Source organism: Streptomyces sp. SAS_270 (assembly GCF_052543295.1).
This window is the reverse complement of record NZ_JBMNDS010000108.1, coordinates 17870-29914: the sequence shown is the minus strand read 5'-3', so window position 1 is coordinate 29914 and position 12045 is coordinate 17870. Positions and strand designations below refer to the sequence as shown.

The following is a 12045-nucleotide window of genomic DNA, read 5'->3' as shown; positions in this document are numbered from 1 at the left end:
TCGGGTGCCGGGCAGTACGCCCACGCGGCGACGGGCAAGACGTACCGGCACGGACCCGACCCACAACGAACCGCACCCCACGACAGGCGCCCACGCCAGAATCACGTAGGGATGACCGCCGACACCCGAAACCCCCCCGCCTCCGTCCCCCCCGACACAAACACCCCACCCAACGCCGCAACCCGCTCCTTCATCCCCAGCAACCCGTTCCCGCCGCTCGGCAACCCCACCGAGGACACCCCCGGCTCCGGCGGGCACTCGTTCTCGACCTGCATGGCGATCTCGGAGGCCCGGTGGGCGAGCCGTACGTACGTCTTCGCGCCGGCCGCATGCTTGTGGACGTTGGTCAACGCCTCCTGAACGACCCGGTACGCGGTCTGCTCCACCTCGGGCGCATACCCCCGCACATCACCCTCCACCGACAGGTCGACCACCATCCCCGCGGCCGCCGACTGCCCGATCAACTCCTCCAGCTCCGCAAGGCACGGCCCGTCCACGGAGTCGTCCACCAGCCGCGACGCCGCCGCCGCGGCCGCAGCCGCCACACCCACGGCAGCCAACGGCACCGCCTGGACCCGTACGTCCAACCCCTCCCCCGTACGCAGCACCCCGAGCATCTCCCGCAGCTCGGTCAGCGCCTGCCGCCCCATGTCCCCGACCAGCGCCGCGTTCCGCACGGCCTTCTCGGGGTCCTTGCGCGCCACCGCCTGCAGGGCGGCCGCGTGCACCACCATCAAGCTCACCCGGTGCGCGACCACATCGTGCATCTCACGCGCGATCCGCGTCCGCTCCTCGTTGCGCGCCCACTCGGCCCGCTCCTCGGCCCGTTCGGCGAGCAACTGCAACTCCCGCTCCAAGGAGTCCGCCCGCTCCCGCAGGCTCTCCATCAGCCGCCGCCGGGCCCCCACATACAGGCCGAGCAGCACGGGAGGCGCCGTCATCCCCAACGCGGTCGAGATAGAGACAAAGGGGACGAACCACTCCCCCATCGCCACATCGCCGCGCACCACCCCCTGCTGCGCCCGCACGAACGTCACGATCAGCATCCCGGCGAACGACATTCCGGCGAGGGCGCCGATGATCCGGCGCGGCATCTCGGACGCGGCCAGCGTGTACAGCCCCACGAGGCCCATCACGAAGCCCATCTGGGCGGGCGTGATGGCGATGGAGACGAGCACGACGGCGATGGGCCACTTCCGCCGCAGCACGAGCACGGACCCGGCGACGAGCCCGAACACCATGCCCACCGGAACCGGCAGCCCCGCATCACGCGCGAACTGCCATCCCTCCACGGTGCACTCCACCGCGGACACCACGGCGAGCCCCACATCCAGTACGGCGCCGCGCCACCGCTCCCACCACCATGGGCCGCCCCCGGCCCCGGTGTGCTCTTCCCCCGTCGTGGTCATATCTCCACCCTACGGGCGGGGGCCACCCCTTTTCCGGTGAGTTTCGGCTACTGGCCTACACCACACCCCGCAATCGAACAGAAGCGAAACCACCCGGTATCCCTCGAACTGCTGAACCGCTCACCGTTCGACCCCGGAAGCCCGGATTCCGCTCGGACGGTATGCCCATGGCACACACACATGACAAATACGCCGACTTCGAGAACCTACGAGAACAGGCGATCACCCTCCGCCGAACAGGGCTCAGCCGCCGCCAGATCCGCGACCGGCTCCACGTAGACAACAACGACATCCTCAACCGCCTCCTGGAGGGCGAGCCGCCCCCGGAGTGGACCAAGCGCCCGAACGCGAAGGACGACCTCCGCGACAAGGCCCGCGAGCTACGACTCCAGGGCTGGACCTACGACCGGATCCAGGTCGAGCTGGGCTGCTCGAAGAGCTCGATCTCGCTGTGGGTACGGGATCTGCCGAAGCCGGAGCGCCGGGCGCCCTCCGAGCAGGCGAAGCTGGCAGCTGGGAAGAGGTGGGAGCATGAGCTGGCGGTGCGGGACGAGGAACGGCAGCGGACCAAGGCGGCGGCAACCGCGGAAATCGGCGACCTGTCCGATCGGGAACTGTTCCTACTGGGCGTCGGCCTGTACTGGGCCGAGGGCACCAAGGACAAGCCGTACGACCGAAGGGAGAACGTCACCTTCGTCAACAGCGACCCGAGGATGATCGAGGTCTTCCTCCGATGGCTGGACCTGCTCGGAGTTGAGTGCGATCGCCTGCGCTACTGCGTCATGATCCACGAAACAGCCGACGTGACAGGTGCCGAACAGTACTGGGCAGACCTCACCGGAGCCGACCGCTCCGCGTTCAACAAGACGACTATCAAGAAGCACAACCCCAAGACGATCCGCAAGAACGTGGGCGAGTCCTATCGAGGTTGCCTGACGATCAAAGTTCGTCAGAGCGCGGAGTTGTACCGTCGCATCGAAGGCGCTTGGTACGGCATAGTGTTGTCCGCGCGAGGCGCCGATCAGCCGAATCGGACATAGCGCGCGAACCATCCCGGGTCGTCTAATGGCAGGACAAATGGTTTTGGTCCATTGAATGAGGGTTCGATTCCTTCCCCGGGAGCTTTCCGCTAGCGGGGCCTGACAGCACTGTCAGGGCCCGCTCTCATGTTCCCCCCGAAACGCCCCGGTATCCTGCGGATGTCCACACCCCGAAGGCACCCCAGCCATCCGAAGCCGAAGGGCATACCCGTGAGCGCCAACCGCCCGTCAGCCGTCGTCGTACTCGCAGCGGGTGAGGGCACCCGTATGAAGTCGGCCACACCCAAGGTCCTGCACGAACTGTGCGGACGTTCCCTGGTGGGCCATGTACTCGCGGCCGCACGCGAGTTGGAGCCGCAGCACCTGGTCGTCGTCGTGGGCCACGCACGCGAGAAGGTCGCCGCGCACCTCACCGGCATCGACCCGGCCGTACGGACGGCCGTGCAGGCCGAGCAGAACGGCACGGGGCACGCCGTGCGGATGGGCCTGGAGGAGCTCGGCGGCGTCGTCGACGGAACCGTGGTCGTCGTCTGCGGCGACACCCCGCTGCTGAGTGGCGAGACGCTGCGCGACCTCGCCGCGACCCACACCACCGACGGCAATGCCGTGACCGTACTGACCGCCGAGGTGCCGGACGCGACCGGCTACGGCCGGATCGTGCGCGACGGGGTCTCAGGCGCCGTGACGGCGATCGTCGAGCACAAGGACGCCTCCGAGTCGCAGCGTGCGATCCGCGAGATCAACTCGGGTGTCTTCGCCTTCGACGGGCAGCTCCTCGCGGACGCGCTGGGCAAGGTGCGCACGGACAACAGTCAGGGCGAGGAGTACCTCACCGACGTCCTCGGGATCCTGCGCGAGGCGGGGCACCGCGTCGGCGCGTCCGTCGCCGGGGACCACCGCGAGATCGCCGGGATCAACAACCGCGTACAACTGGCGGAAGCCCGCCGCACCCTCAACGACCGGCTCCTGAACCGGGCCATGCTCGCGGGCGTGACGGTCATCGACCCGGCGACCACCTGGATCGACGTGAGCGTCACCTTCGAGCAGGACGCGATCGTGCACCCGGGCACCCAGCTCCAGGGCGCCACGCATCTCGGGGAGGGCGCCGAGGTCGGTCCCAACTCCCGGCTGAAGGACACCAGGGTCGGATCCGGCGCCCGGGTCGACAACACCGTCGCCGACGGCGCCGAGGTCGGCCCGCAGGCGACCGTCGGCCCGTTCGCCTATCTGCGCCCCGGCACCCGGCTCGGACTCAGGTCCAAGGTGGGTACGTACGTGGAGACGAAGAACGCGACGATCGGTGAGGGCACGAAGGTGCCGCACCTGTCGTACGTCGGGGACGCGACGATCGGTGAGTACTCGAACATCGGCGCCGCGAGCGTGTTCGTGAACTACGACGGACAGGACAAGCACCACACGACGGTGGGCTCCCACTGCCGTACCGGTTCGGACAACATGTTTGTGGCGCCTGTCACGGTCGGGGACGGCGCGTACACCGCGGCGGGCTCGGTCATCACCAAGGATGTGCCGCCCGGCTCGCTGGCCGTCGCCCGGGGCCAGCAGCGGAATATCGAGGGTTGGGTGGCCCGTAAGCGTCCGGGGAGCGCGGCGGCGAAGGCGGCCGAGGCGGCTTCCCGGGAGTCGGGCAGCGAAGACTGACCGGAAACACGTGCGTCCGACAGGACGTACCGTGATAACTGCACACCCGCACCCCAGCTGAGAAGACCTCTCGCGCCGAGTCCGCACCCGGCCGGGAACCGGTCGCCCGTGCGACCGGCACGTCTTCTCACACCCAGCTGAGACACCTCTGAGGAGACAGTGCTGTGACCGGGATCAAGACGACCGGCGAGAAGAAGATGATGTTCTTCTCCGGCCGCGCCCACCCCGAGCTTGCCGAGGAGGTCGCCCACAGGCTGGGTGTCGGGGTCGTCCCGACGAAGGCCTTCGACTTCGCCAACGGCGAGATCTACATCCGCTACCAGGAGTCCGCGCGCGGCGCCGACTGCTTCCTGATGCAGAGCCACACGGCCCCCATCAACAAGTGGATCATGGAGCAGCTGATCATGATCGACGCGTTGAAGCGCGCGTCGGCCCGCTCCATCACGGTCATCGTGCCGTTCTACGGTTACGCGCGTCAGGACAAGAAGCACCGTGGACGTGAACCGATCTCGGCGCGTCTGATCGCGGACCTGATGAAGACGGCGGGTGCGGACCGCATCCTCACCGTCGACCTGCACACGGACCAGATCCAGGGCTTCTTCGACGGCCCGGTGGACCACCTGTTCGCGCTGCCGATCCTCGCGGACTACGTGGGCGCGAAGGTCGACCGCGACAAGCTGACCGTTGTCTCGCCGGACGCCGGCCGCGTGCGCGTCGCCGACCGCTGGTGCGACCGCCTGGACGCTCCCCTCGCGATCGTGCACAAGCGTCGTGACAAGGACGTCGCCAACCAGGTCACCGTGCACGAGGTCGTCGGTGATGTGAAGGGCCGCGTCTGTGTCCTGGTCGACGACATGATCGACACCGGTGGCACGATCGTCGCCGCGGCGGACGCGCTGTTCGCGCACGGTGCCGAGGACGTCATCGTGACGGCCACGCACGGTGTGCTCTCCGGCCCGGCGGCCGACCGTCTGAAGAACTCCAAGGTCAGCGAGTTCGTCTTCACCGACACCCTGCCCACGCCGGGTGAGCTGGAGCTCGACAAGATCACGGTCCTGTCGATCGCCCCGACCATCGCCAACGCGGTGCGTGAGGTCTTCGAGGACGGCTCGGTGACGAGTCTCTTCGAGGAGCAGTAGACGGTCCTCGCGTAGATCGATTTCTGGTACGGCCTTCCCGCCCCGTAAGCTGTCACAGTTGCTCGGCGAGGGAGGCCGTACCGCTTTCACAGGCGTGTACGGCGGTCCGTTATCGACGCGCTCTTCGTAGCAGGCCGATGTTCGGCCGGGTGACCACCTTCCCCGGCCTTTGGGCCCCGTAGTACGAGGAGTGAACATGTCCGAGGTCAAGCTCGCCGCCGAGACCCGCACCGAGTTCGGCAAGGGTGCCGCCCGCCGTATCCGTCGTGAGAGCAAGGTTCCCGCGGTCGTCTACGGTCACGGCACCGAGCCGGTCCACATCACGCTTCCGGGCCACGAGCTGCAGCTCGCCCTGCGCACCCCGAACGTCCTGCTCTCCCTGGACATCGAGGGCAAGTCCGAGCTCGCGATCCCGAAGGCTGTCCAGCGTGACGCCATCAAGGGCTTCCTTGAGCACGTCGACCTGATCCTCGTGAAGCGTGGCGAGAAGGTCAACGTCGAGGTCTACGTGCACACCGAGGGTGAGCTCGCTCCGGGTGCCTACCTGCTCGAGCACGTGCTGAGCACGCTGAACGTCGAGGCCGAGGCCACGCACATCCCGGAGTCGGTCACGGTCTCCATCGCGGGCCTGGAGGCCGGCGCGGCGATCCTCGCCAAGGACATCCCGCTTCCCGAGGGCACCACGCTGGCGACCGACGAGGACGCGGTTGTCCTTCAGGTCCTGGCCGCCCAGGCGGAGGAGGCGCCCGCGGACGCCGAGTCCGAGGGTGCCGAGGCCTGATCCGGCCCGTAATCTCTGCTGTCGGCCGCCGCTCCCATCCGGGGCGGCGGCCGACGCGTATCAAGGACATATGGGAGACACGGACGTGACGAGCGACGCAGGTGCGCCCTGGCTGATCGTGGGGCTGGGCAACCCGGGGCCCGAGTACGCGATGAACCGGCACAACGTGGGGTTCATGGTGGCCGACCTCCTCGCGGAGCGGATCGGCGGGAAGTTCAAGCGGGCCGGCAAGGCGCAGGCGCAGGTGATCGAGGGCCGGATCGGTCCGCCGGGTCCGGCGAACCGTCGGGTGATCCTGGCGAAGCCGATGTCGTTCATGAATCTGTCCGGTGGCCCGGTGAATGCGCTGCGGGAGTTCTACAAGGTGCCGGTCGACCGGATTGTGGCGGTCCACGACGAGTTGGACATCGACTACGGCGTGCTGCGTCTGAAGTTGGGCGGCGGGGACAACGGCCACAACGGGCTGAAGTCGATGACGAAGGCGATGGGTGCGGAGTACCACCGGGTGCGGTTCGGCATCGGTCGGCCCCCGGGGCGTATGCAGGTCGCGGACTTCGTGCTGAAGGACTTCTCGTCGGCGGAGCGCAAGGAGCTGGACTACTTCGTGGACCGGGCGACGGATGCGGTGGAGTGTCTGGTGATCGACGGGCTGGAGCGGGCGCAAAGCACGTACAACTCCTGACTTGTCACCCGCCGAGGTTGACTGGCCGTCCGGGCATGGCCAATGATCCCCGCCATGCCCGCCTCAGCCACCTCCTCCCGTCAGGCCTCGGTTCTCGCGCTGCGGTTCGGGCGGCTCGCGGCGATGGGCACGGTTGCCGCGCTGATCCTGATCGCCGGTGTGTGGGCGTCCTGGGGGAGCGCGCAGTACGTGATGCTCACCAAGGGGCGGGAGCGCGGCACGATCGCGGTGACGCGGTGCGGTGACGACATCTGCAGCGGTCCGTACACGCCGGTCTCGGCGGGGTCGAAGGCGCGCGGGCGGGTGGTCATCGACAACACGGTGGCTGTGCGCAAGGGCCGGACGTACACAGTTGTCGTGGAGCCGGGCGGCGGTGAGGTCGTGCGGTCCGGACCGGCCGGGATCCTGTACTCCTGGGTTCCGTTCGGCGGTGCGCTGTTGCTGGCCTCGGTCGTGGTGGCCGGCGGGCTGGGGCGGACGCGGCTCGGCTGGGTGCTGGCGGGCTCGGGGGTCGTGCTGTTGACGGCGGCGTTCGCGGTGGTCTGAGTCTCCTGGACATGAGCGGGACATGAGGGTGCCCCCGAGCGTCGTACGAGCTCGGGGGCACCCTCTTGTGTGCGGGCCGGCGGTCAGCCGGTGTTGCGCAGGCCTGCCGCCACGCCGTTGACCGTCAGGAGCAGGGCTCGTGAGAGCAGCGGGTCGGGTTCGGCGCCGGCGGCGGCTTCGTCGCGCTGGCGCTTGAGGAGGGCGACCTGGAGGTAGGAGATCGGGTCGAGGTAGGCGTCGCGGATGGCGAACGTCTGCTGGAGGACGGGGTTGGTGTCCAGGAGCTGTCGGCCGCCGGTGATGCGGAGCACCTCGGCGACGGTCAGCTCGTGCTCGGCCTCGATGGTGGCGAACACGTGCTTCAGCTCGTCCGGGACCAGCGTGTCGACGTAGTGCCGGGCGATCCGCAGGTCCGTCTTCGCGAGCGTCATCTCCACGTTGGAGAGGAAGTTGCGGAAGAAGTGCCACTGCCCGTGCATCTCGTCGAGGACGGTGTCGAGACCGGCCTCGCGCAGCGCCTTGAGGCCGGATCCGACGCCGTACCAGCCGGGCACGATCTGCCGCGACTGGGTCCAGCCGAACACCCACGGGATGGCGCGGAGGCCGTCGAGCGAGACGCCCGAGCCGGGGCGGCGCGAGGGGCGCGAGCCCAGGTGCAGGTCGGCGAGCTGGTCCACCGGTGTCGAGGCGAGGAAGTACGTCGGCAGGTCCGGGTCCTCCACCAGCTTGCGGTACGCGGCGTGCGCGGCGTCGGAGACGACGTCCATCGCCGCGTCCCAGCGGGCCAGCGCCTCGTCGGACTGGCGGGGGGAGGTGTGCAGGGCGGATGCCTGGAGGGTGGCCGCGACGGTCAGCTCCAGGTTCTCCCGGGCCAGGGAGGGCACCAGGTACTTGTCGGAGATGACCTCGCCCTGCTCGGTCACCTTGATCTCGCCTTCCAGCGTGCCCCACGGCTGCGCGAGGATCGCGTCGTGCGAGGGGCCGCCGCCGCGGCCGACGGTGCCGCCGCGGCCGTGGAAGAGCCGCAGGCGTACGCCGTAGCGGTGCGCGACGTCGCGCAGGCGCCGCTGGGCGCGGTGGATCTCCCACTGGCTGGTGGTGATGCCGCCGAACTTGGAGGAGTCCGAGTAGCCGAGCATGACTTCCTGGACGTCGCCGCGCAGGGCGACCAGCCGTCGGTAGGACGGGTCGGAGAGCATGTCCTCCAGGATGGTGTCGGCGGCCTTCAGCTCGTCCGTGGTCTCCAGGAGCGGCACGATGCCGATCTTCGCCCAGCCGGCGTGGAGGTCGAGGAGGCCGGCCTCGCGAGCGAGGACGGCGGCGGCGAACACGTCGTCGGCGCCCTGGCACATCGAGATGATGTACGACTCGATGACCTCGGGCCCGAAGACGGCCAGGGCCTTGTTGACCGTCTCGAAGACGCCGAGGGTCTTCTCGCCGGACGCGTCGAGCGGCGCCGGGGTGGGGGCGAGTGGCCTGCGGGAGCGCAGTTCCTTGGCGAGGAGCTTGCCGCGGTAGTCGCGGGGCATGTCGGCGTAGCGCCAGGACTCCTCGCCGAGCCGGTCGAAGAGCTGGCCGAGGGCGTGGTGGTGGGCGTCGGCGTGCTCGCGTACGTCCATGGTGGCGAGCTGGAGGCCGAAGGCGGCCAGCGTGCGGATGGTGCGGTTCATCCGGCCGTCGGCGAAGAGCGCGCCGCGGTGTGCGCGCAGCGAGGTCTGGATGAGGACGAGGTCGTCGAGGAGTTCGCCGGTGCCGAGGTAGTCGCGGCCGTCCTCGTGCGGGATGCCCTTGGCCAGGCGCTGCTTGGTGTTCTCCAGCTTCTGCCGGATGCAGGTGGCCTTGAGGCGGTAGGGCTCCTCGGAGTTGAGGCGCTTGTAGCGGGGGCTGATCTCGGGCAGTCGCTCCAGGTCCGTCCGGAGGGAGGCGAGCAGTTCCTCGGTGGCTCCGGTGTAGCGGATGGAGTTGGAGAGGAAGCCGCGCAGTTCGTCGATCAGTTCGAGCGCGTCGTTGATGCCGTGCTCGTGCTGGAGGATCAGGACGTCCCAGGTGACGGCCGGGGTGACGTTCGGGTTGCCGTCGCGGTCGCCGCCGATCCAGGTGCCGAAGGTGAGCGGGCGGGTCTCGTCCGGCAGGGTGACGCCGACGCGCTCCAGTTCGGCGGTGAGGTCCTCCAGGACGTCGCCGACGGCGCCGGCGTGCAGCTCGTCGAGGTAGTAGATCGCGTTGCGGGCCTCGTCGGCGGGCTCGGGGCGCACGACGCGGAGTTCGTCGGTCTGCCACACCAGGTCGATGTTTTCGGCCAACCGGGTGTCGTAGCGGCGCCGGTCCGCCTCGATGACCGGGGTCTCCAGAAGGGCGGCGATCCTGCGCAACTTGTTGAGTACCGAGCGGCGGGCGGCCTCAGTCGGGTGTGCAGTGAAGACCGGGCGGACGTTGAGGTTCCGTACAGTCTCGCGCAGGTGTTCGGGGTCGGCGTCCTTGAGGCGGTCGGCCGTACGGGCGAGGAGGCCGCCCTCGGCGGCGCGCTTGGCGCGCAGTTCGCGGCCGCGGTGCACCTGCTCGGTGACGTTCGCCAGATGGAAGTACGTCGAGAAGGCGCGGACCAGCTTGCCCGCGGTCTCCAGCTCCGTCCCGCGCAGCAGCTCGGCGGCGGCTTCGCCGTCCTCGCGGGTCAGGCTGCGGACCTTCTCGACCAGTTCCAGCAGCTCGGGACCCTCCTGCCGGACAAGGGTCTCGCCGAGCAGGTCGCCCAGGCGCCTGATGTCGGCACGCAGCTCGCTGCTGGTTGTCGTGGTCTGGTCGTCGGCACTGCTCACAGGTGCGGCTCCTTGCAGTGTGGAAGCTCGTCTGAAGCTCGTCTGGGAGGGAACCCGGGTGGCGACCGCGCGGCGGCTGCCGCATAGGGAGGTGGCATCCGGGAAGAAATCAGAGCGGACCGCGCTGTCCGACCGACTCCAAGGATAGGTGTCCACACGGACGCGCAGGCTCGCGGGCTCTTGCCGCCGGGCCGCACGCTGCCATACTTACGTCGCCGTAGGTTACGGACCCGTAAGAACGGTATCCGGCCACCCTCAAAACCCTCGACCCCACAGGGGACGCCCATGACCACGAGCTCCGATGTGATCGAAGACGCCCCGCAGGCGAACACCGACACCCCAACGCCCTCCGCCACGCTGGGCGGTGAGCAGAAGCGTTCACTCGAACAGATCACGCTGCTGCTCTTCATCGTCGTCCCGTTCCTCGCGGTGCTCGCGGCGGTGCCGCTCGCCTGGGGCTGGGGGGTGAGCTGGCTGGACGTCGGCCTGCTGGTCTTCTTCTACTACCTGGGATGCCACGGCATCACGATCGGTTTCCACCGGTACTTCACGCATGGCTCCTTCAAGGCGAAGCGCCCGCTCAGAATCGCGCTGGCGATCGCGGGCTCGATGGCGGTCGAGGGGCCTTTGGTCCGCTGGGTCGCCGACCACCGCAAACACCACAAGTTCTCCGATGCGGAGGGCGACCCCCACTCGCCCTGGCGCTTCGGTGAGACGATCCCGGCCCTGATGAAGGGCCTGTGGTGGGCGCACATCGGCTGGATGTTCGACGAGGAGCAGACGCCGCAGGAGAAGTACGCGCCCGATCTGATCAAGGACCCGGCGATCCGGGCGATCTCCCGTCAGTTCATCTTCTGGGCCATGCTGTCCCTCGCCCTGCCGCCGCTGATCGGCGGTCTGGCGACGATGTCCTGGTGGGGCGCGTTCACGGGGTTCTTCTGGGGCTCGCTCGTCCGGGTGGCCCTGCTGCACCACGTGACCTGGTCGATCAACTCGATCTGCCACGCGGTGGGCAAGCGCCCCTTCAAGTCGCGTGACCGCTCGGGCAACGTGTGGTGGCTGGCCGTGCTGTCCTGCGGCGAGTCCTGGCACAACCTGCACCACGCCGAGCCGACCTCGGCGCGGCACGGTGTCGAGCGCGGCCAGGTGGACTCCTCGGCCCGCATCATCCGCTGGTGCGAGCAGCTCGGCTGGGCGTCCGACGTGCGCTGGCCGTCACGCTCGCGTATCGATTCGCGTCGCAACCCGGACGGGTCCGGCTCCCGACGCAAGGCAGAGACCGTTGACGCGGCATGATTGACGGCGTGGCGACCGACTCCAGCAGCACTCCGAGCAATGAGAAGCCGCGGCGCCCACGCCGCACCCGCATGACCGGTGCCGAGCGCCGTCAGCAGCTGCTGGAGATCGGTCGCACGCTGTTCGCCGCGAAGGGCTTCGAGGGCACGTCGGTGGAGGAGATCGCGGCGAAGGCCGGCGTCTCCAAGCCCGTCGTGTACGAGCACTTCGGCGGCAAGGAGGGGCTGTACGCCGTGGTGGTGGACCGCGAGATGCGGCGCCTCCTCGACATGGTGACCGGTTCCCTGACCGCAGGACACCCCCGTGAGCTCTGCGAACAGGCGGCCTTCGCCCTCCTCGACTACATCGAGGAGTACACGGACGGCTTCCGCATTCTCGTCCGCGACTCCCCCATCCCCCAGTCCACCGGCTCCTTCGCCTCCCTCATCTCGGACATCGCGACGCAGGTCGAGGACATCCTGGGCCGCGAGTTCAAGAGCCGTGGCTTCGACCCGAAGCTCGCCCCGCTGTACGCCCAGGCCCTGGTCGGCATGGTCGCCCTGACCGGCCAGTGGTGGCTGGACGTCCGCCGTCCGAAGAAGGCCGAGGTCGCGGCCCACCTGGTGAACCTGGCCTGGCACGGCCTGGACGGCCTGGAGGCGAAGCCCCGCCTGATAGGGCACCGCAAGGCGTAGCTC

At 68.9% G+C, this 12045-nt stretch carries 10 protein-coding genes and 1 tRNA gene; 9 read left to right on the top strand and 2 right to left on the bottom strand.

Annotation, left to right across the window (positions count from 1 at the left end; all coding sequences use genetic code 11):
* Positions 1 to 101: 101 nt before the first annotated feature.
* Complete coding sequence (locus ACN6LB_RS41605; protein ID WP_356144028.1) at positions 102 to 1409, bottom strand: sensor histidine kinase; 1308 nt, start codon at positions 1407 to 1409, stop codon at positions 102 to 104.
* A gap of 167 nt (positions 1410 to 1576) precedes the next feature.
* Here ACN6LB_RS41605 and ACN6LB_RS41600 point away from each other — a divergent pair, with 167 nt between their 5' ends.
* From ACN6LB_RS41600 to ACN6LB_RS41570, 7 genes are all read left to right on the top strand, one after another.
* Positions 1577 to 2449 (top strand): hypothetical protein, encoded by an 873-nt coding sequence (locus tag ACN6LB_RS41600; RefSeq protein WP_445030420.1) that lies wholly within the window; start codon positions 1577 to 1579, stop codon positions 2447 to 2449.
* Positions 2450 to 2460: 11 nt separating this feature from the next.
* Positions 2461 to 2531, top strand: a tRNA-Gln gene (locus tag ACN6LB_RS41595).
* Positions 2532 to 2659: 128 nt separating this feature from the next.
* Positions 2660 to 4108, top strand: coding sequence for a bifunctional UDP-N-acetylglucosamine diphosphorylase/glucosamine-1-phosphate N-acetyltransferase GlmU (gene glmU / locus ACN6LB_RS41590; protein WP_445030419.1), 1449 nt, complete (start codon positions 2660 to 2662; stop codon positions 4106 to 4108).
* 164 nt (positions 4109 to 4272) lie between these two features.
* Positions 4273 to 5247 (top strand): ribose-phosphate diphosphokinase, encoded by a 975-nt coding sequence (locus ACN6LB_RS41585; protein ID WP_356144034.1) that lies wholly within the window; start codon positions 4273 to 4275, stop codon positions 5245 to 5247.
* A gap of 196 nt (positions 5248 to 5443) precedes the next feature.
* Positions 5444 to 6028, top strand: a complete 585-nt coding sequence (locus ACN6LB_RS41580; RefSeq protein WP_356144036.1) for a 50S ribosomal protein L25/general stress protein Ctc — start codon at positions 5444 to 5446, stop codon at positions 6026 to 6028.
* A gap of 70 nt (positions 6029 to 6098) precedes the next feature.
* On the top strand, positions 6099 to 6710 hold the full coding sequence (gene pth, locus ACN6LB_RS41575) for an aminoacyl-tRNA hydrolase (RefSeq protein WP_445030418.1): 612 nt from the start codon (positions 6099 to 6101) through the stop codon (positions 6708 to 6710).
* 42 nt (positions 6711 to 6752) lie between these two features.
* Positions 6753 to 7256: a hypothetical protein gene (locus tag ACN6LB_RS41570; protein ID WP_445030417.1), complete on the top strand. Its 504-nt coding sequence runs from the start codon at positions 6753 to 6755 to the stop codon at positions 7254 to 7256.
* An 83-nt stretch (positions 7257 to 7339) separates the two neighbouring features.
* On the opposite strand, the gene ppc is transcribed toward ACN6LB_RS41570, so the two are convergent.
* Complete coding sequence (gene ppc, locus ACN6LB_RS41565; RefSeq protein WP_445030416.1) at positions 7340 to 10072, bottom strand: phosphoenolpyruvate carboxylase; 2733 nt, start codon at positions 10070 to 10072, stop codon at positions 7340 to 7342.
* A gap of 285 nt (positions 10073 to 10357) precedes the next feature.
* Between ppc and ACN6LB_RS41560 the strand changes: the two genes are divergently transcribed.
* Positions 10358 to 11368 (top strand): acyl-CoA desaturase, encoded by a 1011-nt coding sequence (locus ACN6LB_RS41560; protein WP_445030415.1) that lies wholly within the window; start codon positions 10358 to 10360, stop codon positions 11366 to 11368.
* A complete protein-coding gene (locus ACN6LB_RS41555; protein ID WP_356144046.1) occupies positions 11365 to 12042 on the top strand; it encodes a TetR/AcrR family transcriptional regulator in 678 nt (225 codons plus the stop codon). The genes ACN6LB_RS41560 and ACN6LB_RS41555 overlap by 4 nt, the downstream gene beginning before the upstream one ends.
* Positions 12043 to 12045: the final 3 nt, after the last annotated feature.